The 24285-nt window shown below is 69.3% G+C and carries 27 protein-coding genes; 11 read left to right on the top strand and 16 right to left on the bottom strand.

Annotated elements, in window-relative coordinates; genetic code table 11:
* Positions 1 to 85: 85 nt before the first annotated feature.
* Entirely contained in the window at positions 86 to 1240 is a 1155-nt protein-coding gene (locus tag J3476_RS21175; protein WP_207068365.1) for an MFS transporter, read from the top strand.
* A gap of 7 nt (positions 1241 to 1247) precedes the next feature.
* Here J3476_RS21175 and J3476_RS21180 read toward each other — a convergent pair whose 3' ends face one another.
* Both J3476_RS21180 and J3476_RS21185 read right to left on the bottom strand, forming a co-directional pair.
* Entirely contained in the window at positions 1248 to 1430 is a 183-nt protein-coding gene (locus tag J3476_RS21180; RefSeq protein WP_207068321.1) for a DUF5302 domain-containing protein, read from the bottom strand.
* A gap of 17 nt (positions 1431 to 1447) precedes the next feature.
* Positions 1448 to 1891, bottom strand: coding sequence for a PPOX class F420-dependent oxidoreductase (locus tag J3476_RS21185; RefSeq protein ID WP_163678041.1), 444 nt, complete (start codon positions 1889 to 1891; stop codon positions 1448 to 1450).
* A gap of 57 nt (positions 1892 to 1948) precedes the next feature.
* On the opposite strand from J3476_RS21185, the gene J3476_RS21190 reads away from it, so the two are divergent.
* Positions 1949 to 2473 (top strand): DUF1697 domain-containing protein, encoded by a 525-nt coding sequence (locus J3476_RS21190; protein ID WP_207068322.1) that lies wholly within the window; start codon positions 1949 to 1951, stop codon positions 2471 to 2473.
* 25 nt (positions 2474 to 2498) lie between these two features.
* Positions 2499 to 3323: a class I SAM-dependent methyltransferase gene (locus J3476_RS21195; protein ID WP_207068323.1), complete on the top strand. Its 825-nt coding sequence runs from the start codon at positions 2499 to 2501 to the stop codon at positions 3321 to 3323.
* 37 nt (positions 3324 to 3360) lie between these two features.
* Here the strand turns inward: J3476_RS21195 and J3476_RS21200 are convergent, their stop codons facing one another.
* On the bottom strand, positions 3361 to 3726 hold the full coding sequence (locus tag J3476_RS21200) for a GntR family transcriptional regulator (RefSeq protein ID WP_207068324.1): 366 nt from the start codon (positions 3724 to 3726) through the stop codon (positions 3361 to 3363).
* Positions 3727 to 3762: 36 nt separating this feature from the next.
* Between J3476_RS21200 and J3476_RS21205 the strand changes: the two genes are divergently transcribed.
* A complete protein-coding gene (locus J3476_RS21205) occupies positions 3763 to 4476 on the top strand; it encodes an NAD-dependent deacylase (RefSeq protein ID WP_207068325.1) in 714 nt (237 codons plus the stop codon).
* Between the two features lie 43 nt (positions 4477 to 4519).
* Here J3476_RS21205 and J3476_RS21210 read toward each other — a convergent pair whose 3' ends face one another.
* From J3476_RS21210 to J3476_RS21220, 3 genes are read right to left on the bottom strand one after another with little or no spacing between them, the layout of a single operon-like run.
* Positions 4520 to 5152 (bottom strand): bifunctional 2-polyprenyl-6-hydroxyphenol methylase/3-demethylubiquinol 3-O-methyltransferase UbiG, encoded by a 633-nt coding sequence (locus tag J3476_RS21210; protein WP_207068326.1) that lies wholly within the window; start codon positions 5150 to 5152, stop codon positions 4520 to 4522.
* Positions 5133 to 5837: a TetR/AcrR family transcriptional regulator gene (locus tag J3476_RS21215; RefSeq protein WP_207068327.1), complete on the bottom strand. Its 705-nt coding sequence runs from the start codon at positions 5835 to 5837 to the stop codon at positions 5133 to 5135. The genes J3476_RS21210 and J3476_RS21215 overlap by 20 nt, the downstream gene beginning before the upstream one ends.
* Position 5838: 1 nt before the next feature.
* Positions 5839 to 8148 carry an MMPL family transporter gene (locus J3476_RS21220; RefSeq protein WP_207068328.1) on the bottom strand — a complete coding sequence of 770 codons (2310 nt, stop codon included), beginning with the start codon at positions 8146 to 8148 and terminating at the stop codon, positions 5839 to 5841.
* A gap of 176 nt (positions 8149 to 8324) precedes the next feature.
* Here J3476_RS21220 and J3476_RS21225 point away from each other — a divergent pair, with 176 nt between their 5' ends.
* Together J3476_RS21225 and J3476_RS28015 are read left to right on the top strand one after the other, a co-directional pair.
* Entirely contained in the window at positions 8325 to 8864 is a 540-nt protein-coding gene (locus J3476_RS21225; RefSeq protein WP_286183437.1) for a DoxX family protein, read from the top strand.
* Positions 8865 to 8971: 107 nt separating this feature from the next.
* Positions 8972 to 9103 (top strand): hypothetical protein, encoded by a 132-nt coding sequence (locus J3476_RS28015; RefSeq protein ID WP_152518257.1) that lies wholly within the window; start codon positions 8972 to 8974, stop codon positions 9101 to 9103.
* Positions 9104 to 9164: 61 nt separating this feature from the next.
* On the opposite strand, the gene J3476_RS21230 is transcribed toward J3476_RS28015, so the two are convergent.
* Genes J3476_RS21230 through J3476_RS21240 form a run of 3 tightly spaced genes read right to left on the bottom strand, consistent with a single transcriptional unit; the run spans position 9165 to position 12073 of the window.
* Positions 9165 to 10163: a nitronate monooxygenase family protein gene (locus J3476_RS21230; RefSeq protein ID WP_207068330.1), complete on the bottom strand. Its 999-nt coding sequence runs from the start codon at positions 10161 to 10163 to the stop codon at positions 9165 to 9167.
* Complete coding sequence (locus tag J3476_RS21235; RefSeq protein WP_207068331.1) at positions 10160 to 10912, bottom strand: 3-hydroxyacyl-CoA dehydrogenase; 753 nt, start codon at positions 10910 to 10912, stop codon at positions 10160 to 10162. The genes J3476_RS21230 and J3476_RS21235 overlap by 4 nt, the downstream gene beginning before the upstream one ends.
* A 42-nt stretch (positions 10913 to 10954) precedes the next feature.
* On the bottom strand, positions 10955 to 12073 hold the full coding sequence (locus J3476_RS21240; RefSeq protein WP_207068332.1) for a CaiB/BaiF CoA-transferase family protein: 1119 nt from the start codon (positions 12071 to 12073) through the stop codon (positions 10955 to 10957).
* A gap of 121 nt (positions 12074 to 12194) precedes the next feature.
* Here J3476_RS21240 and J3476_RS21245 point away from each other — a divergent pair, with 121 nt between their 5' ends.
* From J3476_RS21245 to J3476_RS21255, 3 genes are all read left to right on the top strand, one after another.
* Entirely contained in the window at positions 12195 to 13016 is an 822-nt protein-coding gene (locus J3476_RS21245) for an enoyl-CoA hydratase (RefSeq protein ID WP_207068333.1), read from the top strand.
* 131 nt (positions 13017 to 13147) lie between these two features.
* Positions 13148 to 14425, top strand: coding sequence for a tetracycline efflux MFS transporter Tet(V) (tet(V), locus tag J3476_RS21250; protein WP_207068334.1), 1278 nt, complete (start codon positions 13148 to 13150; stop codon positions 14423 to 14425).
* Positions 14426 to 14497: 72 nt separating this feature from the next.
* Positions 14498 to 15217, top strand: coding sequence for a maleylpyruvate isomerase family mycothiol-dependent enzyme (locus J3476_RS21255; protein ID WP_207068335.1), 720 nt, complete (start codon positions 14498 to 14500; stop codon positions 15215 to 15217).
* 15 nt (positions 15218 to 15232) lie between these two features.
* Here J3476_RS21255 and J3476_RS21260 read toward each other — a convergent pair whose 3' ends face one another.
* From J3476_RS21260 to J3476_RS21270, 3 genes are read right to left on the bottom strand one after another with little or no spacing between them, the layout of a single operon-like run.
* Positions 15233 to 15949: a CPBP family intramembrane glutamic endopeptidase gene (locus J3476_RS21260; RefSeq protein ID WP_286183441.1), complete on the bottom strand. Its 717-nt coding sequence runs from the start codon at positions 15947 to 15949 to the stop codon at positions 15233 to 15235.
* On the bottom strand, positions 15946 to 17094 hold the full coding sequence (locus tag J3476_RS21265) for an NAD(P)H-binding protein (protein ID WP_207068336.1): 1149 nt from the start codon (positions 17092 to 17094) through the stop codon (positions 15946 to 15948). The genes J3476_RS21260 and J3476_RS21265 overlap by 4 nt, the downstream gene beginning before the upstream one ends.
* A 55-nt stretch (positions 17095 to 17149) precedes the next feature.
* Positions 17150 to 17677 (bottom strand): gamma carbonic anhydrase family protein, encoded by a 528-nt coding sequence (locus J3476_RS21270; RefSeq protein ID WP_207068337.1) that lies wholly within the window; start codon positions 17675 to 17677, stop codon positions 17150 to 17152.
* A 75-nt stretch (positions 17678 to 17752) separates the two neighbouring features.
* Between J3476_RS21270 and J3476_RS21275 the strand changes: the two genes are divergently transcribed.
* Together J3476_RS21275 and J3476_RS21280 are read left to right on the top strand one after the other, a co-directional pair.
* Positions 17753 to 18706, top strand: a complete 954-nt coding sequence (locus tag J3476_RS21275) for an SDR family NAD(P)-dependent oxidoreductase (protein WP_207068338.1) — start codon at positions 17753 to 17755, stop codon at positions 18704 to 18706.
* Positions 18707 to 18931: 225 nt separating this feature from the next.
* Positions 18932 to 19681 carry a fasciclin domain-containing protein gene (locus tag J3476_RS21280; RefSeq protein WP_207068339.1) on the top strand — a complete coding sequence of 250 codons (750 nt, stop codon included), beginning with the start codon at positions 18932 to 18934 and terminating at the stop codon, positions 19679 to 19681.
* A gap of 85 nt (positions 19682 to 19766) precedes the next feature.
* On the opposite strand, the gene J3476_RS21285 is transcribed toward J3476_RS21280, so the two are convergent.
* The 4 genes from J3476_RS21285 to J3476_RS21300 all read right to left on the bottom strand — a co-directional run bounded on the left by J3476_RS21285 (position 19767) and on the right by J3476_RS21300 (position 24282).
* Positions 19767 to 20909, bottom strand: coding sequence for an acyl-CoA dehydrogenase family protein (locus J3476_RS21285; protein ID WP_207068340.1), 1143 nt, complete (start codon positions 20907 to 20909; stop codon positions 19767 to 19769).
* A gap of 31 nt (positions 20910 to 20940) precedes the next feature.
* The gene (locus J3476_RS21290; protein ID WP_207068341.1) at positions 20941 to 21735 is read right to left on the bottom strand and encodes a crotonase/enoyl-CoA hydratase family protein; all 795 of its coding nucleotides are present in this window, start codon (positions 21733 to 21735) and stop codon (positions 20941 to 20943) included.
* Positions 21732 to 22877, bottom strand: coding sequence for a thiolase family protein (locus tag J3476_RS21295; RefSeq protein WP_207068342.1), 1146 nt, complete (start codon positions 22875 to 22877; stop codon positions 21732 to 21734). The genes J3476_RS21290 and J3476_RS21295 overlap by 4 nt, the downstream gene beginning before the upstream one ends.
* Positions 22878 to 22968: 91 nt before the next feature.
* On the bottom strand, positions 22969 to 24282 hold the full coding sequence (locus J3476_RS21300; protein ID WP_207068343.1) for an acetyl-CoA hydrolase/transferase family protein: 1314 nt from the start codon (positions 24280 to 24282) through the stop codon (positions 22969 to 22971).
* Between the last annotated feature and the right edge of the window lie 3 nt (positions 24283 to 24285).

Here is a 24285-nt window from a genome sequence, read left to right on the forward strand (position 1 = left end):
CCCGCCGCCGCGGGGCGAGCCCGGTCTGTGTCCGGGAAAGTTCTGGGTACCCCTGCGCGTTGTGAGTCCCGTGCGCACGTATCCGATGGCCCTGCTCGCCTACGCGTTCACCGCGATCATGGCCGGCACCACGCTGCCGACGCCGATGTACGCGCTCTATGCCGAGCACCTGGACTTCTCGGTGCTGACGACGACGGTCGTCTACGCCACCTACGCCGGTGGGGTGCTGGTCGGGTTGCTGGCGTTCGGCCGGTGGTCGGACACCGTGGGCCGGCGTCCGGTGCTGCTGGCCGGGGTGGGGTTCGCGATGGCCAGCGCGGTGGTGTTCCTGTTCGCCGACTCGGTGCCGGTGCTGCTGGCGGGTCGGGTGCTGTCGGGCCTGTCCGCCGGGCTGTTCACCGGGACCGCCACCGCGGCGGTGGTGGAGGCGGCACCGCCGGTCTGGCGGGGACGGGCGCCGGCGGTCGCCACCGTGGCCAACATCGGCGGGCTCGGAGCGGGCCCGCTGCTGGCCGGCCTGCTGGTGCAGTACGCCCCGCATCCGTTGCAACTCAGCTTCGTCGTCCACCTCGTGCTCGCCGGGCTGGCCGCGGTAGCCGTGCTGATGGTGCCCGAGACCTCGCCACGCACCGGGCGACTCGGCGTCCAGCGGCTCGCGGTGCCGCCACAGGCACGCGCGGTGTTCGTCGTCGCCGCGTTGGCCGGGTTCGCCGGCTTCGCCACCACCGGGCTGTTCACCGCGGTGGCGCCGTCGTTCCTGTCCGACGTCGTGGGCATCGACAACCACGCCACCGCGGGTGCGATCGTCTGCTCGATCTTCGCGTCGTCCGCGCTGGCGCAACTGGCCTCGCTGCGCGCCGACCCGCAACGGGCCGTGGCGTTCGGGTGCGCGGTCCTCATCGCGGGGATGGCGATCCTGGCGCTCGCGGTGCACGTCGCCTCGCTGACGTTGATGATCGCCGCGGCCGTCGTGTGCGGCATCGGTCAGGGAGTCAGCTTCGGCCGGGGGCTCGCCGCGGTCTCCGACTGCACCCCGGCCGACCGCCGCGCCGAGGTGACGTCAACGTACTTCGTGGTCGCCTACGTCGCTCTGTCGCTGCCGGTGATGGGCGAGGGTCTCGCCGCGCAGGCCTGGGGTCTGGACACCGCCGGGTTGACGTTCGCGGTGGCGGTGGCGGCGCTGGCCGCCGGCTGCCTGGCCGCCATCCTCGCCCGCGAGACCCGGCGTGTCCGCGTGTGAGCCGCCGTTATCCGCTCTTGCGGCGGAATTCGCGGCGGTTCTCCACCGGGCCGTGTGAGCGGGGCTGCTTGGCGCCGCCGTCGCGGTGGGCGGTTCCGTTGGCGGACTTGGCGTTCTTGCGTTCCAGCGCCTCGCGGAACTTGCGCTTGGTGTCGTCGTCGCCGGTCTGTTCCTGACCTGTGGCTGTCATGATCGAATCCTAGTCGCTCAGCGCTTGCCCGGCGGCATGCCGTAGACATGTGAAATGGGCAGTGTCATCAGCACTCTGCGGTCGTCGACCATCGCTTGGCGGTAGTCGTCCCAGTCGGGGTGCTCGCCGGCCAGCTCGCGGTAGAGCTGCACCAAGCCGGCCACGGTGTCGTCCCCGGGCTCGGCCGCCGGTGGACTGAGCTGGGCGTCTCCCTCGGCGACCGCATAGGACCAGCCGTCGTCGGAGCTGACGTGCAGCGAGGCCCGCGCGTCGCGCCGCAGATTGCGAGTCTTGGCCCGCGGCTCGGTGATCGACACCGAGATCGTCAACGCACGCGGATCGAAATGGTAGGAGACGTTGGACAGCTGTGGCCGTCCGTCTCGTTTGATCGTGGCCAGCACGCCCAGGGAGTTCCCGGCGATCACGGCCAACAGCTTGTCGTCGAAGACATCGCGCGTCATGACACGAGACTAGAACGATCGCGGGTCTGGGATCATCGAACAGATGGAGCGGAGACGATGACGCGCTACGCCGCGTTCCTGCGTGGGGTCAACGTCGGCGGGGTCACCCTGAAGATGGCCGCCCTCACCGGGGCGCTCGAAGCGGCCGGGTTCACCGGGGTCAGGACGATCCTGGCCAGCGGCAACGTGCTGCTCGACAGCGAGGCGGACGCCGCCGCGGTCAGAGACCGGGCCGAGCGGGCGCTGCGGGACGAATTCGATTACGAGGCATGGGTTCTGGTCTACGGGCTGGACACCCTGGCGCAGCTCTCGTCGGCGTACCCGTTCCCGCGGGAGGTCGACGGCCACCACTCCTACGTCACGTTCGTCAGCGATGACGACGTGCTGCGCGAGCTGGCCGAGCTGGCCCGCCGGGCCGGTCCGGGTGAGCGCATCGCCCCCGGCGACGGCGTCGTGTACTGGCAGGTGCCGCGCTCGGCGACTCTGCAGAGCGTCATGGGCAGGACAATGGGACGCAAGCGCTACAAATCCTCGACCACCACGCGCAACCTGCGCACGATCGACAAGGTCCTGCGGGGTTAGCCGCACCGACCGGCCGGGAGGGCCAATGACCGCCAAGCATTCCGCAGACCTGACCGGGGTCTCCGAGACCGCACTGATGACGCTGCAGGTACGGGCCTCGGAGGCGCGTCGGCCCGACGGGATCATCGACGACCCGATGGCCGTGCACCTCGTCGATTCGATCGACGTCGACTTCGGCAAGTTCGGCTACACCAAACGCCAGGACATGGCGCTGCGCGCGAAGGTGTTCGACAAGTACACCCGGCGCTACCTCGTCGACCATCCGCGTGCGACGGTGGTGGCGCTGGCCGAGGGATTGCAGACCAGTTTCTACCGGCTCGACGCCGCGGGTGTGGGCGACCAGTTCCGGTGGTTGACCGTCGACCTGCCGCCGATGGTGGAGCTGCGCCGCAAGCTGCTGCCGGCCTCGGACCGGATACAGATGTGTGCCCAGTCAGCCCTGGACTTCAGCTGGATGGACCGGGTGAACCCCGACGACGGGGTGTTCATCACCGCCGAGGGTCTGCTGATGTACCTGCCGCCGGAGGACGCGATGGCGCTGATCACCGCCTGCGCGGCACGGTTCCCGGGCGGGCAGATGATGTTCGATCTGCCACCGTCGGCGTTCCATGCGCTCGCGCGCCGGGGCATGCGGACGTCGCTGCGTTACCGGGTGCCGCCGATGCCGTTCACGCTGTCGGTCGCCGAGGCTGCCGAACTGGTCGACACCGTTCCGGGAGTACGCGCCGTGCACGATCTGCCCAGCGAAGCGCCGCGCGGGCGATTGCTCAGCGCGCTCGTCTGGGCGGTGCAGCGCACGCCGCTGCTGGACCCGGTGCGACCGACGGTGACGCTGCTGGAATTCGGCTGACGGCACGTCGTCCGTCGCAGCCTCAGCCCAACGCTGCTCAGCCGAACGCGGCCTCCACGTAGCGCAACGCCTCGCCCTTGTCCACGCCGAGGGCCCGCGCCGCGGACACGAACGTGTTCGCCGCGGTGGCCATCGCCACGTCCGCCGGATCCGACCGCGCCACGAAGGTGCCGAACCGGCCCCTGGTCTCCAACACCCCCGCTGCCTCGAGCTCCCGGTACGCGCGGGCCACGGTGTTCACTGCCAGGTTGATCTGACCGGCCAACTCGCGCACCGTCGGCAGCCTGGTGCCCGGTTCGAGTTGACCGTCCCGGATCCCGCCGACGATCTGCGTTCTCAGCTGATCGAACAGCGGCCTGGCGGCGTTCGGATCCACGCGCACCCATTCCCCCAAATCGGCCACGTGCCCAGTATCACCCACAGCCGCTACTTTGGTGGGGTGCAGGTGACGGTATTCAGCGGTGCGGGCATCTCCGCCGAGAGCGGCGTGCCGACCTTCCGTGACGCCGAAACCGGGTTGTGGGCCGAGGTCGACCCCTACGAGATCTCCAGTTCGCACGGTTGGCGCGCTCACCCCGAGCGGGTGTGGGCGTGGTACCTGTGGCGCCACCACATGATGAGCGCGGTGGCACCCAACGACGCCCACCGCGCGGTCGCCGCCTGGGAGGACTACGCCGACGTCCACGTCGTGACCCAGAACGTCGACAACCTGCACGAGCGAGCGGGCAGCAACCGGGTGCACCACGTGCACGGCAGCCTGTTCGAATTCCACTGCGACCGGTGCCGTGCCGGCTATCTCGACGAGGTGCCCGACATGCCCGAGCCCGTGGCGACGGTCGAACCACCTCGGTGCGGCTGCGGTGGGCTCATCCGCCCGAACGTGGTGTGGTTCGGCGAGCCACTGCCCGACGACGCGTGGCAGCGGTCGGTCGATGCGGTGGTCAACGCCGACCTGGTGGTGGTGGTCGGCACCTCGTCGGTGGTCTACCCCGCGGCCGGGCTGCCCGAGTTGGCCGTCGCCAACGGCACGCCCGTCATCGAGGTCAACCCGGAGCCCACGCCGCTGTCCGACAGCGCGACGGTGACGCTGCGCGAGAAGGCGGCCAGCGCACTGCCCGGGCTGCTGCAGCGCCTTCCGGTGCTGTTGGGCTGACCTGCCCCTCGCCGGTTGCTGCAACGCGGCGACGCCGAGCGGGTCAGTCCGGCCGTACGGCGACGCCCATCGCGAACTCGGCAGCCGGCATCGGCACCCACGCGGGCATCACGCGCTCGCGGTGGGCGCCGGTGACCTGCAATCCCGCCGCGGCGATCGTCGACTCGGTGTCGCGGTGAGTGTGGCAGTTGCCCAGCAGCCGGGGCCAGAAGGTCGCGTCGACGAACTTCTGCAGCCTGCCCCGTCCCCCGCCTTCGGCGACATGTTCCAGGTAGCGCAATTCCCCACCCGGACTCAGCAGCGAATACAGTTGCCGGACAACCTGTTCGGGGTCATGCACTGAACACAGAACCAGCGAGCACACCACGGCGTCGAACGTCTGACCGTCGGTGAACTCCTCGACGGTCTGGCCGGTGACGATGACGGGGACCGGCGCGGCGGCACCGGCGCGCTCGGCCACGACGGCGAGCCTGCGCTCCGGTTCGACGGCCACCACCTCGGTGACCGTGGCGGGGTAGAACTCGAAGTTCGTGCCCGTGCCGGCGCCCACCTCCAGCACCCGCCCCGACAGACCTGCCAGGTTCTGCCGGCGTAGTCGCCGCAACGACTCGGGCTCCCGGCTCGACATGGTCGTCCACAACCGGGCGAAGAACGGATTATCGACTGCGTCGCTCATCGGCGGCCTCCTTCAACCAGTTCACCATGTCGGCCGCCGAGTCGGTGGCTGTGGTCCCGGTGGTGGCGACCAGGCCCAGACACAGGGACCGCAGCACACGGTCGGCGAACTCCTCGACGTCTCCCCATGGTAGGTAGGGCCGCGAGATCACCAGCGCGGCGACGCCGTGCACAGCCGCCCACATCTCGAGGGCCAGCGCGGTCGGGTCTGCGGGCGGATACAGACCGTCGGCGATCATCGCCTCCATCGACCCGCGGATGTGCAGGAACGCCGAACTGGTCAGTGCCACATCGACCTCGCCCCCGGGGTGACCGTGGCCCATGGTGGCGATCCGGTAGAGCTCCGGGTTGGCCAACGCGAACCGCACATAGGCCATGCCCTGGGCGCGCAGCACCTCGACCATCGGCACGTCCGGCCGACCCGCACCGTCCACCGCCTGCATCTGTTCGTCGAGCTTCTCGAAGTAGCGGCTGCACACCGCGTCCAGCAGCGCCTGCTTGTCGGCGAAATGCAGATAGATCGACGGCGGGGTCACCCCCACCCGCTGCGCCACGGAGCGGATCGAGACCGCTTTGGCGTCACCGGTTTCCAGCAGAAGACCGGTTGCGGCGTCGAGAATCTCCTCACGCAGGTGCTCGCCGGCACCGCGGGCGGCGCGGCGACGCCGCAGTGGTGGCACACTCACCTCAGCCGACCCCCTTACCCGTGGGCATGCGGTGCCGCCCGGCCGATGCCGGTTCACCCGGCCGGTCGTCCTCGCCGCCCTCGCTCAGACCCACGCGGTTGTGCAGGGCCACCAGCGGCGCGGGCGCCCACCAGTTCCATCGGCCCAGCACATGCATGAACGCCGGCACCAGCAACATCCGCACCAGCGTCGCGTCGGCCAGGATCGCCAGGGTCAGCCCGAGCCCGAACATGCGCATGAACGCCACCTCGGCGGCGATCAGCGCCGCGAACGAAATCGACATCACCAACGCCGCGGCGGTCACCACCCGCCCGGTCCGGGCCAAGCCGAGGGCCACGCTCTCGTCGCTGCGGGCGTGGGCGTCGAGGTGGGCGGTGTCCGGTCGGTGGCCGGAGGCCAGCCAGTACTCCCGGATACGCGAGACCAGGAACACCTCGTAGTCCATCGACAGCCCGAACGCGATGCAGAACAACAGCACCGGCATGGTGGCCACCAACGTGCCGGTGGGGGTGGTGCCCAGCGCGCCGAGGTGGCCGTCCTGGAAGATCCACACCAGCGCGCCGAACGCCGCGGTCAGCGACAGCACGTTGAGCACCAACGCTTTCAACGGCAGCACGACGCTTCCGGTCAGCAGGAACAGCAGCACATAGGTGATGAGGGCGATGACGGTGAGCACCAGGGGCAGTCGTGACGTGATCGCCTCGGAGCTGTCCCGGTTGATCTGGGCCAGCCCGGTCACCAGCACCGGCACATCTCGGGGCGGTGCGACCGCGTGCAGGCGGTCCAGTTGGGTCTCCGAGGCGTCGGTGAACAGCGGCGCGGTGCTGCCGACGGTCAGGAACGCGCTGCCGTCGGCGAAGCCGGTCGCCGCGGCCGGCGGCGCGTTTCGGGACCCGTCGACGAAGGTGCCGCCGGGAGCGGACACGGACGAGACGTCAGGCACCCGGGACAGCTCGGCGGCATAGCCGTCGAGGTCGGCGGGGGTGAGCCCCTGGGTGTCGGGCAACACGATGGTCGCGTTCGTCGACGAATCCACCGCGAAGTCCTCACGCAGCTGATCACCGAGCTGGCGGGCCGACGCGGACTCCGGGAGCACGCGGTCGTCCGGGAACCCCCAGTTGGCGCAGAGGAACGGCGCGCCGAGCACCAGCAGCAGCGCCACCACGGCGACCCCGATCGGGATCGACCGGCGCATCACGAACTTCGTCGACCGGTACCAGAACATCCGCTCGACCGGTCTGGGCGCCGGTTCGGGCCGGCCCAGCGCGCGCCGGAGGAGCCGGCGCACGTCCAGGGAATCCAACCGGTCGCCCAGCAGCACAATGGCGGCCGGCGCGACCACGATCGCGGCGAACGCCGCGAACCCGACCACACCGATTCCGGCGTAGGCGAACGACTTCAGGAAGTACATCGGGAACAGCACCATCGCGATCAGCGACAACGCCACCGTCAGCGCCGAGAACAACACCGTGCGCCCGGCGGTGGCCATGGTGCGCACCAGCGCGGTGTCGGTGTCTTCGCCCGCGGCCAACTCGTCGCGGTAGCGGCTGATGATGAGCAGCGTGTAGTCGATGGCGAGCGCCAGCCCCATCGCGATCGACAGGTTCAGCGCGAAGATCGACACGTCGGTCACCATCGTGAACGCCCGCAGCACCGCCATCGAGCCCAGGATCGCGAACGCGCCGACGGCCAGCGGCAGCGCCGCGGCCAGCAGCCCGCCGAACACCCAGACCAGCACCACGAAGCTCAGCGGGATCGCGATCGCTTCCATGCGCAACAGGTCGCGCTCGGTCTGGGCGTTGATCTGGACGTAGGTCATGGCGACGCCGCCGGCCTGCACCGTCACCCCGTCGCGGTCGTGGACCAATTCGTCGGTGAGGGCTTTGGCGTGCTTCTGCGCTTCGCTTTCCCCGCCGGTGATTCCGGCGACGATCAGTCCGGTCTTGCCGTCCTCGCTGACCAGAGCCGGGGCGGCGGCCGGTGGCGCACTCCACGCCGAGGTGACGGCACCGACGTGCGGCGACTGCGCGAGCCGGTCGGCGATGTCGGTGCCGACCGCGCGCGCCGCGGGGGCCCGCACCCCGTCTTCGTCGGTGACGCTGATGATGAGCTCCATGTCGCCCTGATCGAATTCGTCGACCAACAGCCGGGTGGCCTTCGCCGATTCAGAGGTCGGGTCCTGAAATCCACCGGCGGACAGCGTGCCGGCAACCGGCACTCCGAAGATCCCGCAGGCCACCATCACCAGCAGGGCGACGACGAGGATGCGGCGCGGCGCCGCGATGGCCAACAGTGCGATGCGCTGCAACATCGGGGTCCCCCTTTGGTTACCGACGCAGGTTACCGGCGCTAAGTTATCAACGTTAAGTTGGCCGGTCAACGGGAGGGTTCACCGCCGCGCGATGACTTTCCGGGCTCCGCGAAGTCGAGTCCTGCATGAACCACGACTCCACCCGAGGCGGTTCCACCGCCCTAAGCTCGTCGGTCATGGCGACAGACCTCACCGCACCCGCGCCCTGCGCGGGCGTCGGCGGCTCCGTGGGATTGGCCATCCTTCGACTGGGCATCGGGGCGGCGGCGTTGCAGGCCGGACTGATCAAGGCCCTCGACTTCTCCACCACCGTCGGCTTCATGGCCGACGCGGGCTGGCGCCTTCCGGGGCTGGCCGCGTTCATGGTCACCGCCGCCGAGACGCTCGGCGGGATCGGTCTGCTGCTGGGGGCACTGACCCCGCTGGCAGCGTGCGCGGTGCTCAGCGCGATGTTGTGCGCGTGGGCCGTCAACGTCTCGGCCGCGGCCTTCTGGTCCGAGCCGTTCAACCTGCCGTTCCTGATCGGCGTCGGCGCGGCGGCGCTGTTGTTCGCCGGTGCCGGCCAGTTCTCGGTCGACGCTGGACCGCTGGCCCGCATCACCTGGTCGATGCCGGTACGCCTGGGGCTGGTGGGGCTTGCGGTGATCGCCGCGGTGGTGACGTGGGTCGCGCTCTACGGGGTGAACCCGATCCACCTCACGCCGCCGTCGTCCTGATTGCTACCGGCCGGTAGACCGCGGACCCTACCCAGCGGTAAGGATTGCCACCAAACTCCGAATCGTGACTCAAAGAATCCTTAATCGCGCTGGTTACTGTTCAGTACATGTGGATCGACGACACCAACGCTGATGTCATCAAGGTTGACTTCGACGCGCTCTACCACGGAGATGTCCTGGTCGAGGGCGAGACCTCGGAGCAGCTCGACGACGAGATCACCCTCCCTACCGCAGTATGAGAAAACGCGCGCCCCGCGGGGCGCGCGTTCCTCGTTGATGCGGTTTGCCGCTGAGGTGAGCTCAGACCGTCGCCGACTGCGCTGAGGTGGCCACCATGCCGGCGAGCCGGCCGGTGATCAGCCCCTCGGCCTCGGTGACCATCCGGGACACCAGCTCGTGCACCGTCGGGATGTCGTTGATCAGACCCATCGCCGTACCGACCGTCCAGATGCCGGCGTCGGTGTCGCCCTCGTCGAACACCCTCCGGCCGCGCACGCCGGCCACCAGATCCTTGACGTCCTCGAACTGACCGCCGTTTTTGAGGATGTCGACCACTTCCCGCGACACCACGTTCGACGCCACCCGCGCCGTGTTGTGCAGGCTGCGGAAGATCAGCTCCGTACCCCGCTCGTCACCCGCGACGATCGCCTCTTTGACGTTCTGGTGAATGCACGACTCGACAGTGCACATGAACCGCGACCCCATGTTGATGCCGTCGGCGCCCAGGGCCAGCGCCGCGACCAGACCGCGAGCGTCGGCGAACCCACCGGAGGCGATCATCGGGATCTCGATCTTGTCGGCCGCGGCGGGGATCAGGACAAGGCCGGGGATGTCGTCCTCGCCGGGATGCCCGGCGCATTCGAACCCGTCGATGCTGATGCCGTCCACCCCGAGTGACTGCGCCTTGACCGCGTGCCGCACCGACGTGCACTTGTGCAGCACCTTGATGCCGTTGTCGTGGAACATCGGCAGGTGCGGCGCGGGGTTCGAGCCGGCGGTCTCGACGATCTTGATACCGGCGTCGACGATCACCTGCCGGTATTCGTCGTAGGGCGGAGGGTTGATCGCCGGCAGGATGGTCAGATTGACCCCGAACGGCTTGTCGGTGAGGTCACGCGTCCTGGCGATCTCGTTGGCGAGGTCTGCCGGCGTGGGCTGGGTCAGCGCCGTGATGAAACCCAGCGCGCCCGCGTTGGCCACCGCGGCGACGAGCTCGGCGCGCCCCACCCACTGCATGCCGCCCTGGGCGATGGGGTGCTCGACGCCGAACGTCTCGGTGAACTTCGTCCTGATGCTCATCGCGGCGCCATCCGGATCGCGCCGTCGAGGCGGATCGTCTCACCGTTGAGCATCGGGTTCTCCACGATGTGCGTGGCCAGCGCGCCGTACTCGTCGGGATCGCCGAGGCGGGCCGGGTGCGGAACCTGCTTGCCCAGCGAGGCCTGCGCCTCCTCGGGCAGCGAACCCAGCAGCGGGGTCTTGAACAGACCGGGGGCGATGGTGCACACCCGGATCAGCTCGCGGGACAGATCGCGCGCGATCGGCAGCGTCATGCCGACGACGCCGCCCTTGGACGCGGAGTAGGCGGCCTGACCGATCTGACCCTCGAACGCGGCCACCGAGGCGGTGTTGATGATGACCCCGCGCTCGCCGTTGATCGGCTCGGTCTTGGCCATGCGTTCGGCGGCCAGCCGGATCACGTTGAACGTGCCGATCAGGTTGACCTGGATGACCTTGGTGAAACCGTCCAGCGGGAACGGGCCGTCCTTGCTCAGCGTCTTGATGGCGTTGCCGATGCCGGCGCAGTTGACGTCGATGCGCAGCGGGCCCATCTCCTCGGCGGCGTCGAGCGCTGCGCTGACCTGCTCGGGGTCGGTGACGTTGGCTTCGACGAACTTGGCGCGCGCACCCAGCTCCTTGACCGCGTCCTCACCTTTGAGGTCGATCACGACGACGGATGCGCCGCGATCCAGCAGGCGTTTGGTGGTCGCCAGACCGAGCCCGGAGGCACCTCCGGTGACGACTGCTACGGCGTCCTTGATCTCCACAGATCGGTTCCTTTCTGTTACTTGACCGGTCCTATGCGGACGTCAAACCCATTCCCGCAGAACAGCTTCGGTGTCGGCACCGGGAACCCCCGGCGGCTTGGGCGCCGACGGGACGGAGCGCGAGAACCGCGGAGCGGGCGCCGGATAGAGATAGCCGTTCTCGCGGTAGAACGTGTCGCGTTCGGTGTTGTGCGGCTCGGACTCCACCTCGGCGAACGACAGCACCGGCGTCACGCACGCGTCGGTGCCGGAGAACACCTCGGCCCAGTGATCACGATCGTGGGCGGCGAACGCCTCGGTGAGACGGGCCCGCAGCTCCGGCCAGCGACCCATGTCGTTCTGCTCGGGCAGCTCCGCGCCGTCCAGCCCCAGCCCCTGCAGCAGCTGGGCGTAGAACTGCGGTTCGATCGCACCCACCGCGACATGCCGTCCGTCGGCACAGGTGTAGGTGTCGTAGTACGGGGCGCCGGTGTCGAGCATGTTCACGCCCCGCTCGTCGCTCCACATCCCCATTCCGCGGAACGCCCACATCATCATCGACAACACACTCGAGCCGTCGACCATCGCGGCGTCGACCACCTGGCCCTTGCCCGAGCGTTCCCGTTCCCACAGCGCCGAGAGAACCCCGACGATCAGGAACATCGACCCACCGCCGAAGTCCCCCACCAGGTTCAGCGGCGGGACGGGTCGCTCACCGGCCCGGCCGATCGCGTGCAGCGTGCCGTTGAGCGAGATGTAGTTGATGTCGTGACCGGCCTGCTGGGCACGGGGCCCGTCCTGACCCCAGCCGGTCATCCGGGCATAGATCAGCCGTTCGTTGACCCGGGCACAGTCCTCGGGGCCCAGCCCGAGCCGTTCGGTGACGCCGGGCCGGAAGCCTTCGATCAGCACGTCGGCCTTGGCGATCAGACCGAGCACCATGTCGCGGTCCTGCTCATCCTTCAGGTTGGCCGCCACCGAACGCCGGTTGCGCAACAGATAGTCGCCGCCGGGTTTGGTGGCCGGGCCGGCGCCCTTGCCGGGACGCTCGATGCGCACCACGTCGGCGCCCAGGTCGCCGAGGATCATGGCCGCATGCGGGCCCGGGCCGATGCCGGCCAGCTCTACGACACGTAGTCCGTCCAGAGGTCCTGTCGGAGCTCCCTGCTGGGGTCCAGTCATGCCTAACCGCCCTTCGTTGCGCCTGCTCGGTTGACCGCCGACATAGCTTACTTGTATAACCAAGTCGGACTGGCCGCGGGGCATCAGCTCGAGACGGCCCCCACGACAGCAGGGATGCCGCATGACCTCCACCGACGCATTCACCGGTACCTACGCCGGCATCGACGACCTCACCGTGACGCTGGACGGTGGCGTGCTGGTCGTGACGCTCAACCGGCCCGGCAGCCTGAACTCCCTGACCGCCCCGATGCTCGCCACGTTCGCCGACGCCCTGGAGAAGGCCGCCACCGACCCGCGGGTGCGGGTCGTGCGCATCGGCGGCGCCGGCCGCGGCTTCTCCTCCGGGGCGGGCATCAGCGAAGAGGACCACGCCAATCCCGGCGCGGCGGGGACACCCGCCGACGTACTCGACGCGGCCAACCGCTGCATCCGCGCGATCGTCAATCTGCCTCAGCCGGCCGTCTCGGTGGTGCAGGGCCCCGCCGCCGGGGTGGGCGTCTCGCTGGCACTGGCCTGTGACGTGGTACTGGCCTCGGACAACGCGTTCTTCATGCTCGCGTTCACCAAAATCGGGTTGATGCCCGACGGCGGCGCGTCGGCGCTGATCGCCGCCGCGGTCGGCCGCACCCGGGCGATGCGGATGGCCCTGCTCGCCGAACGCATTCCGGCGCCGGAAGCCTTCGAGTGGGGTCTGGTCAGCGCGGTGCATCCGGCTGCGGACCTCGACGCGGAGGTCGACAAGGTGATCGACACGCTGGTCGGCGGGCCCGCGGCGGCGCTGCGCAAGACCAAGGACGCGATCAATGCCGCGACGCTGACCGAACTGGAGAACGCGCTCGAGCGGGAGAAGAAGGGACAGCTGACGCTGCTGGAATCCGACGATTTCCGCGAGGGCACCCGGGCGTTCCAGCAGCGCCGGGCGGCGAAGTTCACCGACCGCTGACCCACCCTCGTTGAGACTGCGCTGCGCGCGAGGTTTTGCGAGTAGACCCCGCCACCGGTGCAGTCTGAACGACAGCCAAGCGCCCGAAAATCGCTCGACGGCAACACCGCTCGTCGGTCACCATCGAGGGCGTGAACACACCCGAGACGGTTCAACAGCCGGCGCACGCCGCCGGCTGGCGGGTGGTCGCACCCTTCAGGTTCCGCGAGTACCGGCTGCTGATGGCCGCGGTGACGCTGTCGATCTTCGCCGAGGGCATGTGGGCGGTGGTGATGGCCTTCCAGGTGATCGCGCTGGACGACGATCCGAGGTCACTGTCGCTGGTCGCCACGTGCCTGGGCACCGGGCTGGTCGCCTTCGTGCTGGTGGGCGGACTGGCCGCCGACCGGTTCAACCAACGCACGATCATCATCGTGGTCGAAGCGGTCAACACCGTGATCGCCACCGCCGTTGCTGTGCTGGGAAGTACTGGCACACTGCAGATCTGGCACATGGCGGTGGCCGCCGGCGCTCTCGGCGTGGCCGCGGCGTTCTTCTTCCCCGCCTACAGTGCACTGCTGCCCCGGATCCTGCCGGCCGATCACCTGCTGGCCGCCAACGGTGTCGAAGGGGTGGTGCGGCCGGTGTTCCAGCGCGCTGTCGGGCCGGCCGTCGCCGGCCTGCTGGTGGGTGCGACGTTCCCGGCGCTGGGCGCGGTGGCTGTGGCGGTTCTGTTCGGTGCGGGTCTGGCACTGTTGGTGGCGACCCGACCGAGCCTGCGAGCCGTTGTCGCAGAACAGGATCGACCGCATCTGCTGCGCGATCTGCGGGACGGGTTCAGCTTCGTGGTGGGCACCCCGTGGCTGTTGTGGACGCTGCTGTTCGCCAGCGTGTTCGTGCTCGTCGTCCTCGGCCCGATCGAGGTGCTGCTGCCGTTCGTCGTGTCCGAGCGATTCGTGCACGGCGAGCGTGCCTTCGGATTGATCCTGGCCTGCTTCGGGGTGGGCAGCGCGCTCGGCGCGGTCGCGGTGTCGTCACGACCGCTGCCCCGCCGCTACCTGACGGTGATGATGGCGGCGTGGGGCCTCGGTTCGGCGCCGCTGGCGATCATCGGTGTCACATCGTCGTTTCCGGCGATGGCTGCGGCCACGTTCGTCGTCGGGCTCACCGACGGCGCCGGCATGGTGATCTGGGGGACGCTGCTCATGCGCCGAGTACCCGCGGCGATGCTGGGCCGGGTGTCGAGTCTGGACTTCTTCGTGTCGCTGGCGTTCCTGCCTGTGTCGTTCGCGATCGCCGGCCCGCTGTCGACCGTCGTCTCGATGCAGACCATCTTCCTGGCGGCGGGGCTGGCGCCGATGGTGTTGGGGGCGGTGGCGGTCTGGGCGGCGAAGATGCGGCGCGACGAGCTCGCCCATCCGCTGACGTAGACGCCGAACATGACGGCAGCGCAGTGACATCGACGTCGCCCCCTCGATCGCCGGCGATACCATGCCCGAGCCATGAAACCCGTTGATCACCTCGTGTCCGTGCGACGCGACAGCCACCGCATCGCCGTCGCGGCTCAAGGGCGGCTCACCGCGACGGTGCCCAGCTGCCCCGGTTGGCACGTTGCCGATCTGGTCTGGCATGTGGGCATCGTCCAGCTGTTCTGGCAGCTGGTCGCCCGTGGCGAACTGTCCGGGCCGCAGCAGTGGACCGAACCTGCCCGTCCCACCGACGACCAGCTGCTGGCGTGGTTTCGCACGGGCGCGGAGACCGCGGTCGACGCCTTGGCCGGTCTGGATCCAGAACGGCCCGCCTGGACGTGGGGGCGCCGGCACGACGTGGGATTCATCTGTCGCAGAGTGGCTCAGGAGACCGCGGTGCATGGTTGGGACGCCCTGTCCGCCGTCGCGGCCGAAGAGCCGATCGAACAGTGCATCGCCGCCGACGGGGTCGACGAGTTCCTCGACGAGGTTCTGCCCGGCCTCTCACCCGACCTGGCCGGTCCGGCGCAGACCGTCGGGTTGTGTGCCTCCGATGTCGGCACCGACTGGACGATCCGCGTCGGGGACGGCGCGGCCGTACTGACACGTGGGCGCCTGGGCGCCGACGTCACCGTGACCGCCACCGCGTCGGATCTGTTGCTGCTGCTGTGGGGTCGCCGCCCGGCCGATGGCCTTCAGGTCGACGGCGAACCAGCTGCCCTGCAGCGTTTCCTGGCCCGGGCGCGGTTCTAGCCGTGGGATCGCGGTTCACACCCCGAACATCGGGGGCAGGGCGAGCACCATGATCAGGCCCCAGAAGAAGTGGGTCAGCATCGGTGCGAGCACGCCGCCGGTCGCACGGCGCTCGAGCGCGCACACCGTGCCCAGGATGATCGCCGCAAAGCCGAGCATCGGGTTGCCGGTCGCGGCGCCCGTGGCGATCACGTAGAGCACGGTGGAGACCAGCACGGGCCGGTACTTGGCCAACGCGGTGAACAGTGACCCGCGGAAGAACAGCTCTTCGGCCATTCCGTTGACGACCGTGATGAAGACGACCAGCCACAGCGGGCCGACGTTGGAGTACTCCAGCACCCGGGTGATGTAGTCGGCCACCGGAGGAATCTGCCGGCACACCAGCCCGCCGACGACGAACACCGCCCCCAGCGCCAGCCCGACCCCGGTACCGGTGATCAGGGGACGCTGGTTGCGGCCGCGGAAGTTGACGTGCCCGAGGTGCAGCGGGCCCGAGACGAACGCGCCGAGGGCCCACACGGCGGCCAGGGCCAGCGTGAGCCAGATGAATGTCGCGTCCTCGGGTGGACGGCTCAGCGAATACCCCAGCAGCGATCCGCCGACGAGCAGGACGACTCCGACCATGATCTTGCGGCGCCTGATCACCGCCGGAGGCTCGTTGTACTGGGGCGCCTTCGTGCGGGCGATGTCGTACAGCTCGCCGGGCAGTCCGGAGCGGTCGTCCTGGGTCACGCCGGCCCGACCTTCGGTACCAGCCCGAGCATCGTGTCCACGCCGGTGCGCACGGCCGCGGCGACGGGGCCGGGGATCTCGTCGATCAACCCGAGGACCGGGTGCACCAGCGACGGCGTCACCGCACAGGCCAGGCGCCGCAGCCGCAACGCGTCGCCGCCGGCCCAGTCGGGATCGGTGTCGGCGAGGTGGTGCGGGTCGGCCAGCTCGTCGATTGGACGCCGGCGCGGGCTCGTCACCGACCGCCGGATGGCGTCCTCGACGCCGATCCGCCCGCCGGGCGGATCGGGCACCCGTTCGAGCAGACCGTCCTCGGAGGCCATCATCGGGTAGTCGAGGGACTCCACGAGGTCACCGGCCAGGCCGCCGGGCACGGGCAGGATGATGCCGGTCACCTTCGAGACCAGCCCGGTGTCGATGCCGTGCACCGCCACCGGGGTGCGCCAGATGCCGGCAGCCTTCGCGTAGGTCCGCAGCAGGTCCCCGTAGGTCGTGGTCTCGGGCCCGCAGATGTCGTAGTTCCCGGCGGGCACGGTGTCGGCGTCGGCCGCGGCGACCAGGTAGTAGAGCGCGTCGCGCACCGAGATCGGGTCGATGGGGTTGGCCGACCAGTCGGGCATGGGCAGCAGCAGGAACCGGTCGGCGACGTAGCGCAGCATCTCGAACGACGTCGAACCTGCGCCGATGACGATCGCGGCGCCGAGCCACACCACGTCGGGTCCGCCGTCGACGTGCAGCGCGGCCGCCACCTCGGCGCGGCTGGTGAGATGCTCGGACAGCGAGTCGTCGTCGGGCACGAACCCACCGAGATAGACGATGCGACGGACTCCGGCGGCCTTGGCCGCGGTGGCGACGTTCGCGGCGGCCCGGTTGTCGGCCTCCCGGAAACCGGGCTGCCCGATGCCGTGCACCAGGTAGTAGACGACGTCGATCGGCCCGGCCTGATCGAACGCGGCCCGGGCGGAGTCCTCGTCGTGGGCGTCCAGCGCGACCGTCGAGACGCGGTCGGACCAACCGAAGTCGGCGAGCCGGTCGGTGTTGCGACTGGCGGCGACCACGTCATGGCCGTCGCTGAGCAACGCCGTGACGAGACGGGAGCCGATGTACCCGGTGGCGCCGGTGACCAAGGTGCGCACAGCTTTCACGGTACGGCTGTACCCGAACCCCTCAGAACAGAACCCGGGTGTGACCTACGTCGGATCAGGTGTCATCCGCGTCACGGTGGAGCTCGACCAGCTTTTGGTAGAGCTCCGCATTGGTCCGGATTCCGGCGATCTCGTCGTCGCCGAGTTCGCGCCGGACCTTGCCGGGCACCCCGGCGACCATCGAACCGGGCGGCACCACCGCGCCCTGGGGCACGACGGCTCCCGCCGCCACCAGCGATCCGGCGCCGATCGTCGCACCGTTGAGGACGACGGCGCCCATCCCGATCAGGCAGTCGTCCTCGACGGTGCAGCCGTGCAGCACCGCGTTGTGTCCGACGCTGACTCCGGACCCGACGCGGGCCGGGAATCCGGGGTCGACGTGAATGGTGACCCCGTCCTGGATGTTGCTGCCGGCGCCGATCTCGATGGGTTCGGCCTCGGCCCGCAGGATCGCGCCGTACCAGGCGCTGGCCCGGGCCCCGAGGATCACGTGGCCCACGAGAGTGGCGTTGGGGGCCGCCCAGCTCTCGGGGTCCAGCTGGGGGCGGCGTCCGGCGACGGACAGGATGAGCGGCTGCGGCATGGCCGCCATCGTATGGGCGGCGATCGGACGGCCCCGCCGGGGGGAACCGCCGACGGTCCGTGCGATCCTCGCCTGATGACTTCAACAGCGACCGCTCTTGAGGTGGTCGACGGTGTCGACCTCACCGGCAAGACCTGTGTGGTGACCGGGGCGTCGTCCGGTCTCGGACGCGAGTCGACACGGGCGCTGGCCGCCGCCGGGGCGCACGTGATCCTGGCTGCGCGCAACGCCGACGACGTCGCCGACACCCTGACCTGGGTGCGCACGTCGGTTCCCGCCGCCGAGCTGTCCAGCGTGCACCTCGATCTGACCTCGTTGGCGTCGGTGACCGCGGCAGCCGCGGCGATCCAGGACCTCACCCCCGCGGTGCACGTCCTGATGAACAACGCCGGGGTGATGTTCACCCCGTTCGGGCGCACCGTCGACGGCTTCGAAACCCAGTTCGGCACCAACCACCTGGGTCACTTCGAGCTGACCCGCGCGCTGTTGCCGGTGCTGCTGGCCGCCGACGGCGCCCGGGTGGTCGTGCTGTCCTCGGAGGGACACCGCATGGGTGACGTCGACGTCACCGACCTGCACTGGGAACACCGTCCGTACGACAAGTTCGCCGCCTACGGCGCCTCCAAGACCGCCAACGTGCTGCACGCGGTCGAGCTGGACCGCCGGTTGCGCGACAGCGGGGTGCGGGCCTTCGCGGTGCATCCGGGCATCGTCGCGACGTCGCTGGCCCGGCACATGACCGCCGAGGATTTCGAGAGCCTCAACCGGGCGCCCCGAACCGGCCGGGACAAGCCGGCGCGGCGCCTGGATGTGACGAAGGACTTCACCACCCCCGACCACGGGGCCACGACCCAGGTGTGGGCCGCCGTCAGCAGCGACCTCGACGACGTCGGGGGGGTGTACCTGTCGGACTGCCAGATCGCCGCGGCCGCCCCGTACGCGGTGGACGAAGCCCGCGCGTTGGAACTGTGGGAGCTCTCGGAACAGATCTGCATCTCGGGCCGCCCGAGTCTGGGCTCGACGGTCTGAGTTTCGCGTGGACGGCTGAGAACAGCCGTCGGTAACGCCGCCGTGTCCGCGGCGCGATGAACAAGGAGGTGCGACGGAGCTGTCGCACCCTCGACCGGTGGAACACGCAGGTCAACGTGCTGAACACGGACCGCTACCGCGTTCTGCGGCGCTGCCTCGACTTGGCCGTGATCATTTCGTGCCCTTACCATGCCAGGCGACCTGACAAGCAGGAGGAACAGAATCGTGAAGTCCCGCACCAGCAAGACCATCGGTGTCGTAGCGAGCGCCGCCGCGATCGCGCTGTCGGTTCCGCTGGCTGTCACCGCCTACGCCGAGCCGACCACCCCGGTCGCGGAGATCCCCGATCCTCAGGGCCCCGAGTGCGGTGCCTTCAAGGAAGCGCTGCCCAACTGGAAGAGCCTGGCGAACCTGCCGGTCAGCAGCGCGCTGGCCAGCATCCCGCAGATCAGCACCTTCAACTCCGCCATCTCCGGCGGGCTGAACCCGGCGGTCGACATCACCGGCGTGCTCGACAACGGCCCGTACGTGGTGTTCGCCCCCACCAACGAGGCGTTCGCGGCCCTGCCTCCCGAGCAGCTCGAGGTCCTGCGCACCGATCCGGCCGTGTTGACCAGCCTGGTGTACTACCACGCGTTCCTGGGCCTGCTGGGTCCCGACGACGTCAAGGGCCAGCGCCCCACGCAGGAGGGCACCGAGGTCGAGGTGACCGGCTCCGGCGGCGACATCGCGGTCAACGAGACGACCAAGGTGGAGTGCGGCGGCATCACGGCGCAGAACGCCCGCATCTACATCATCGACCAGGTGCTGAACCCGGCCGACGCTCCGGCGCCGATCACCCCGGAGCCGACCACGTCGAGCGAGTCCACCTCGACCGAGACGACCTCGACCGAGACGACGGAGACGACGGCTCCGTCGACTCCGCTGCCGGCGGAGAGCGCTCCGACGCCGACCCCGGCCGCCGAGGCGCCGTAGTAACTCAGCGGGCCGGCAGAACTCAGCAAGGACGGGGCGCGCACAGCATTGCTGTGCGCGCCCCGTTCGCTGTGGAATCGTCCGGCTAGAGGCCCAGGTCCCGGCCGATGATCTCCTTCATGATCTCGGTGGTGCCGCCGAAGATGGTCTGGATGCGTCCGTCGACGTAGTCGCGGGCGACCCGGTACTCCATCATGTAGCCGTAGCCGCCGTGCAACTGCACGCACTGGTCGACGACCTTCTTGGCGACCTCGGTGCCCCACCACTTGGCCTTGGCCGCCTCCACGGCGGTGAGTTCACCGTCGACGACGCCCTGCAGGCAGCGGTCGAGGTAGGTCTCGGTGACCTCGAGCTCGGTGTCCATCTCGGCCAGCAGGAACCGGTTGTGCTGGAAGCTGCCGATCGGCTGGCCGAATGCCTTACGATCCTTGGCGTATTGCACTGTCTGACGCCAGGTTTCGCGAGCCCCGGCGATCGCGGAGATCGCGATCGACAACCGCTCCGACGGCAGGTTCTGCATCAGGTGGTAGAAGCCGCGGCCCTCCTTGCCCAGCACGTTGGCGCCCGGCACCCGCACGTTCTCGAAATGCAGCTCGGAGGTGTCCTGGGCGTGCAGGCCCATCTTCTCGAGCTTGCGCCCCCTGGTGAAGCCAGGCATGTCGCGCTCGACCACCAGCAGCGTGAAGCCCTTGTGCCCGGCCTCGGGGTCGGTGCGCGCCACCACGACGACGAGGTCGCTGTTGATGCCCGACGAGATGAACGTCTTGGAGCCGTTGACAATCCAGTCGTCGCCGTCGCGCACGGCCGAGGTGCGGATACCGGCCAGATCGCTGCCCGCACCGGGTTCGGTCATCGCGATCGCGATGATGGTCTCGCCGCTGGCGATACCCGGCAGCCAGCGCTGCTTCTGCTCGTCGTTGGACAGGTCCTTGAAGTACGGGCCGACGACGTCGTTGTGCAGGCTCAGCGCCGGTGCCGGAACGCCTGACTTGGCGATCTCCTCGTCGATGATCGCGTTGAACCGGAAGTCGTCGGTGCCGCCACCGCCGTACTCCTCGGGCATGTTGAATCCGATGAGCCCGTGCTTGCCTGCGGCCACGTAGGCTGACCGGTCGACGATGCGGTCGGCCTCCCACTTCTCGGCGTTGGGCACCAGCTCGCTGTCGATGTAGCCCCGGACGGTGTCGCGGAACGCCTCGTGCTCGGCCTCGTAGATGGTTCGCTTCATGAGTTTCCTTCGCTTGTAAGGCTTACTGCGCCTACTTGGCTTTCCAGACCGGCTCGCGCTTCTGCGCGAATGCCAACGGCCCTTCTTTGGCGTCCTCGGAGTTGAAGACCACCGCCACCTCGCGCATCGTGCGTTTCCACCCGGGTTCGTCGGCAGCGACGACGGCGTCGTCGGCACCCACCGCGACGCGCTTGCTGGCCTGAACGGCCAGCGGGGCGTTGACGGTGATGCGCTGCGCCAGCGCCAGCGCGGCCTCCAACTCCGTTCCGTCAGGGACGACCTCGTTGATCAGGCCCCACTTCAGCGCGTCGTCGGCAGTGATGGGTTCACCGGTGAACATCATCTGCAGTGCCACCTTGCGCGGCACCTGGTCGACCAGGCGGAAAACCCCGCCGGCGGCAGCGATCAGACCCCGCTTCACCTCGGGCAGGCCGAATTTCGCGCTCTCGCCGGCGACGACCAGGTCACTGGCGAGCGCCAGTTCGGTGCCGCCGCCGAGTGCGGTGCCGTTGACCGCGGCGATGGTCGGCTTGTCGATGAAGTGCCGGACGTAGCCGGCGAAGCCCCACTTGGGCTGGTCGGGGTGCCCGATGTTTTCGCCCCGGGACAGCGCCTTGAGATCGGCTCCCGCACAGAAGGACTTGTCACCGGAGCCGGTGACCACCACCACCCACACCTCAGGATCCTGCTGCGCTTCCTCGAGCGCGTCCCCGAGCGCGATACTGACCGCCGAGTTGATCGCGTTGCGCGCCTCGGGCCGGTTGATCGTGATGACCATGACGTTGCCCCGGCGCTCGACCAGAGCGCCGGGACTGTCCTGCGTCACAGCAGTTCCAGGATAGTGGCGTTGGCCTGGCCGCCGCCTTCGCACATGGTCTGCAGACCGTACTGGATTCCGTTGTCGCGCATGTGATACAGCAGCGTGGTCATGATGCGGGCGCCGGACCCACCCAGCGGGTGACCCAACGCGATGGCGCCGCCGTTGGGGTTGAGCTTCTTCTCGTCGGCACCGATGTCCTTCAGCCAGGCCATCGGCACCGGCGCGAACGCCTCGTTGACCTCGAAGGCGCCGATCTGGTCGAGCGACAGGCCCGACCGCTTGAGCGCCTTCTGCGTCGCCGGGATCGGCGCGGTCAGCATGATCACCGGGTCGGCACCGGCCAGGACCGCGGTGTGCACCTTGGCCAGCGGCTTGAGGCCGAGTTCCTTGGCCTTCTCGGCCGACATGAACAGCAGCGCGGCCGAACCGTCGGAGATCTGCGACGAGTTGCCGGCGTGGATCACGCCGTCCTCCTTGAACGCCGGCTTGAGCTGGCCCATCTTCTCCAGCGTGGTGCCGCGACGGATGCCCTCGTCCTTCAGGACGGTGTTGCCCTCGGCATCCTTGATGGCGACGATCTGGTCGTCGAAGGCGCCGGCATCCTGTGCGGCCCCGGCCTTTTCATGCGAGTCGAGGGAGAATTGGTCGAGTTGGGTGCGCGACAGGCCCCACTGCTCGGCGATCATCTCGGCGCCGAGGCCCTGGTTGGGGGTCTGGCTGTAGCGGTCCTTGAAGGCACCCGGGTACGGATTTCCGCCGTTGGCGAGCGACGAACCCATCGGCGTGCGCGACATCGACTCGACGCCACCGGCGACGACGACGTCGTAGTGCCCGGCCACCACCCCGGCGGCGGCGAAGTGCACCGACTGCTGGCTGGACCCGCACTGACGGTCGACGGTCACGCCCGGCACGGTCTCGGGCCAGCCTGCCGTCAGCAGCGCGGTGCGCCCGATGTCGAGCGCCTGCTCACCGGCCTGCATGACGCAGCCCCAAATGACGTCGTCGACCAGCGCCGGGTCGACGCCGGCCCGCTGGACGAGGCCGTTGAGCACCTGCGCGGACAGATCGGCAGGATGCACGCCCGACAGGCCACCGTTGCGCTTGCCGACGGGTGAGCGGACAGCCTCGACGATGACGGCTTCAGCCATGGAAGATCTCCTTCGAAAAATGTGGTACCCCGAACGTAAACGAACAAGGTTTACTAGGTCAACCTACTGGTTGGTAGGCGGATTCGGTAACTCAGCGCACCGGCGAGCGGCCGGCGGCGGCGCGGTCGGCCGCCTCGGCCAGTTCGTCGCGGAACCTCGGATGGGCGATCTCGGCCAGCGCGTGACCGCGTTGCCGCACCGTCTTGCCTTCCAGCTCGGCGACCCCGTACTCGGTGACGATGACGTCGACGTGGTGGCGGGGCGTCGTGACGACGGCGCCGGGACCGAACCACGGCACGATCCGCGACACGAGCTCGCCGTCCTTGTCGTACGTGGACGGCAGGCAGATCAGCGAGCGGTCGGTCAGCTCGAGCCCGACCCCGGCCACGAAGTCCTCGGCGCCCCCGATCCCGCTGAACTGGTTCCCGGCGACGGTGTCGGCGACGACCTGGCCGTGGAGGTCGATCGCGAGCGCGCCGTTGATGGACACCATGGTGTGGTTGGCCGCGATGATCTCGGGCGCGTTGACGATCTCGACCGGCAGGAACGCCACATCGGCGTTGCCGTCCAGCCACGTGTAGAGCTCCGCCGATCCGAACGCGAACGTCGTGACGCTGACCCCGTCGAAGATCCCCTTCGCGTCGTTGGTGACCTTGCCCGCCCGGTGCAGCCGCATGCAGCCGTCGGTGAACATCTCACTGTGCAGGCCGTAGCCGCCGCCGTCCCCGTCTGCCAGCAGGGTCGCGATCTGACTGGGAATCGAGCCGATGCCGGTCTGCAGCGTGGAGCCGGGCCGGATGAACGCGACGGCGTGCTCGGCGATCGCCCGGTCGGCATCCGACGGCTCCGGTTCGGGGAGTTCGAGCGGGCTCTCCGAGGAGCGGATCAGGATGTCGATCTCGTCGACGTGCAGCGCATGCCGATGGTCGCCGTGCCCGAACGTGCGTGGATAGCCGTCGGACGCCTCGACGATCAGCAACCGGTCCGGGTCGGCTCCGGCGCGCCGTAGCTCGTCGGTCGTGCCGCCGGCGTGCAGCGCCAGCGAGCACCATCCGTCGGCGTCGGGGGCGGCGGCGACCGTCGTCATCACGCGGGGGCACTGGCGTTGCAGCAGCGGCCCGAAGCGGCGGAAGTCCGCCGGGGTGAACTCGATGTCGGCGCCCGAGTCGCGCAGCGCCCGCTCCAGCGGGCCGTAGAACCCCGACTGGTAGTGCACGCCGGAGCGGCCGAAGAGTTCGGTGCTCACCGCCAGCAGCGCCCCGTAGACGCGCAGATCGGCCCAGTCGGTCCGTTCGCCCAGCGCGCGCAGGAATCCGGGCGGTTGGCCGGGTCCGAGCGGGATGCCCAGCGTGTCGCGGCGATCGATGCGGGCGGCGGCGTCCTCGGCGGTGAGCTCCTGCGGCATGCA

It is taken from the genome of Mycobacterium sp. PO1, from assembly GCF_017312405.1.
Lineage (GTDB): Bacteria > Actinomycetota > Actinomycetes > Mycobacteriales > Mycobacteriaceae > Mycobacterium.

Bases quoted from the DNA above. Each gene is read 5' to 3' on its own strand.
- J3476_RS21175 (WP_207068365.1), top strand. From the start codon at position 86: ATGGCCCTGCTCGCCTACGCGTTCACCGCGATCATGGCCGGCACCACG.
- J3476_RS21180 (WP_207068321.1), bottom strand. From the start codon at position 1,430: ATGACAGCCACAGGTCAGGAACAGACCGGCGACGACGACACCAAGCGC.
- J3476_RS21185 (WP_163678041.1), bottom strand. From the start codon at position 1,891: ATGACGCGCGATGTCTTCGACGACAAGCTGTTGGCCGTGATCGCCGGG.
- J3476_RS21190 (WP_207068322.1), top strand. From the start codon at position 1,949: ATGACGCGCTACGCCGCGTTCCTGCGTGGGGTCAACGTCGGCGGGGTC.
- J3476_RS21195 (WP_207068323.1), top strand. From the start codon at position 2,499: ATGACCGCCAAGCATTCCGCAGACCTGACCGGGGTCTCCGAGACCGCA.
- J3476_RS21210 (WP_207068326.1), bottom strand. From the start codon at position 5,152: ATGAGCGACGCAGTCGATAATCCGTTCTTCGCCCGGTTGTGGACGACC.
- J3476_RS21220 (WP_207068328.1), bottom strand. From the start codon at position 8,148: ATGTTGCAGCGCATCGCACTGTTGGCCATCGCGGCGCCGCGCCGCATC.
- J3476_RS21225 (WP_286183437.1), top strand. From the start codon at position 8,325: ATGGCGACAGACCTCACCGCACCCGCGCCCTGCGCGGGCGTCGGCGGC.
- J3476_RS28015 (WP_152518257.1), top strand. From the start codon at position 8,972: ATGTGGATCGACGACACCAACGCTGATGTCATCAAGGTTGACTTCGAC.
- J3476_RS21230 (WP_207068330.1), bottom strand. From the start codon at position 10,163: ATGAGCATCAGGACGAAGTTCACCGAGACGTTCGGCGTCGAGCACCCC.
- J3476_RS21240 (WP_207068332.1), bottom strand. From the start codon at position 12,073: ATGACTGGACCCCAGCAGGGAGCTCCGACAGGACCTCTGGACGGACTA.
- J3476_RS21245 (WP_207068333.1), top strand. From the start codon at position 12,195: ATGACCTCCACCGACGCATTCACCGGTACCTACGCCGGCATCGACGAC.
- J3476_RS21255 (WP_207068335.1), top strand. From the start codon at position 14,498: ATGAAACCCGTTGATCACCTCGTGTCCGTGCGACGCGACAGCCACCGC.
- J3476_RS21270 (WP_207068337.1), bottom strand. From the start codon at position 17,677: ATGCCGCAGCCGCTCATCCTGTCCGTCGCCGGACGCCGCCCCCAGCTG.
- J3476_RS21275 (WP_207068338.1), top strand. From the start codon at position 17,753: ATGACTTCAACAGCGACCGCTCTTGAGGTGGTCGACGGTGTCGACCTC.
- J3476_RS21285 (WP_207068340.1), bottom strand. From the start codon at position 20,909: ATGAAGCGAACCATCTACGAGGCCGAGCACGAGGCGTTCCGCGACACC.
- J3476_RS21295 (WP_207068342.1), bottom strand. From the start codon at position 22,877: ATGGCTGAAGCCGTCATCGTCGAGGCTGTCCGCTCACCCGTCGGCAAG.
- J3476_RS21300 (WP_207068343.1), bottom strand. From the start codon at position 24,282: ATGCCGCAGGAGCTCACCGCCGAGGACGCCGCCGCCCGCATCGATCGC.